Source organism: Streptomyces sparsus, assembly GCF_054776295.1.
In genome coordinates this window covers 1-937 of sequence record NZ_BAAHCA010001367.1, presented here as the reverse complement: position 1 = coordinate 937, position 937 = coordinate 1, and the positions used below count along the sequence as shown (strand labels likewise).

Annotated in this window: 2 protein-coding genes; both read right to left on the bottom strand. The window is 76.0% G+C overall.

The genetic code is table 11. The annotated features are described in order from the left end of the window. Window positions 1-206: aminopeptidase P family N-terminal domain-containing protein (locus ACYVE9_RS28475; protein ID WP_461030769.1), on the bottom strand; the 206-nt coding region annotated here is incomplete at its 3' end. A gap of 141 nt (window positions 207-347) precedes the next feature. Then, on the bottom strand, window positions 348-937 hold a 590-nt coding region (locus tag ACYVE9_RS28470), incomplete at its 5' end, for an AAA family ATPase (RefSeq protein ID WP_461030768.1).

Sequence of the window (937 nt, the reverse complement as noted above, 5' to 3'; positions counted from 1 at the left end):
GGCAGTGCCGCCGACCCCTCGCCGGGCCGCGCGAGCAGGGTGTACCGGCCGTCGGCGCCGAGCAGCAGTACCGCGCCGGGCGCCTCGACGCCGGAGAGGTAGCGGATGTTGGCCGGGCTCGACACCAGCGCCGACGTGCTGTCAGCGGCTGACGCCGCGCAGCGTTCACGGAGCCGGGAGCGGCGAAGCGTGTGCACCTCGGACATGTTCCCGAGCCTAAGGTCGCCACGGCCGTCCGGCCGGTCGGGAGCGGCCGTACGGGGGCCCTCCGCGACGGTGGGCCCGCGGGGGCGACTCTCCGGCGGAACCCCGCTGCGACGGGCGCGGAGGCGCCCAGCCGGGACCGGTCACCAGCTGGGCGGGCTGGCGAGGCTGCGGGCGACTATCTCGTCCAGCAGCCGGGCGGTGGTCTCCACGTCGTCCCGGGAGTTGTCCAGGATCGGCAGGCCGGAGCTGTACCAGCCGGCCATGCGGCCGTGGATGCGGGCGACCTCCTCGTCCGAGAGGCGGCGGTTGCCGCTGCGGGCCGCGTTGCGTTCGAGGACGACCTCCAGGCCGGGCAGCAGCACCACCGGGATCAGCCCCGGACCGACGTGCCGTTTCCAGCCGCCCAGCCCCACCACGGGCCGGTCGGGGAAGACCGCGTCGTCGAGGACGCACGAGATGCGGTTGGCGAGGAAGTTGCGGGCGGCGAAGCCGCAGGTGCGGCGGGCCAGCCGGTACTGGGCCTCGGAGCGGTCGTCCCAACCCGTCTGGGGGTCGGCGAACCCGGAGCGCACCCACTCGCGTACGTCGTCCAGGCTGATGTGCGCGGTGGGCACCGGGCGACGGTCGGCCCAGTACCGCGCGACGGTGGTCTTGCCCGCGCCCGCCGGCCCGATGAGCAGCACCGCCACCGCCGCGTGGGCGGCGTCCACGGCTGCCGGGTCGGCGGCGG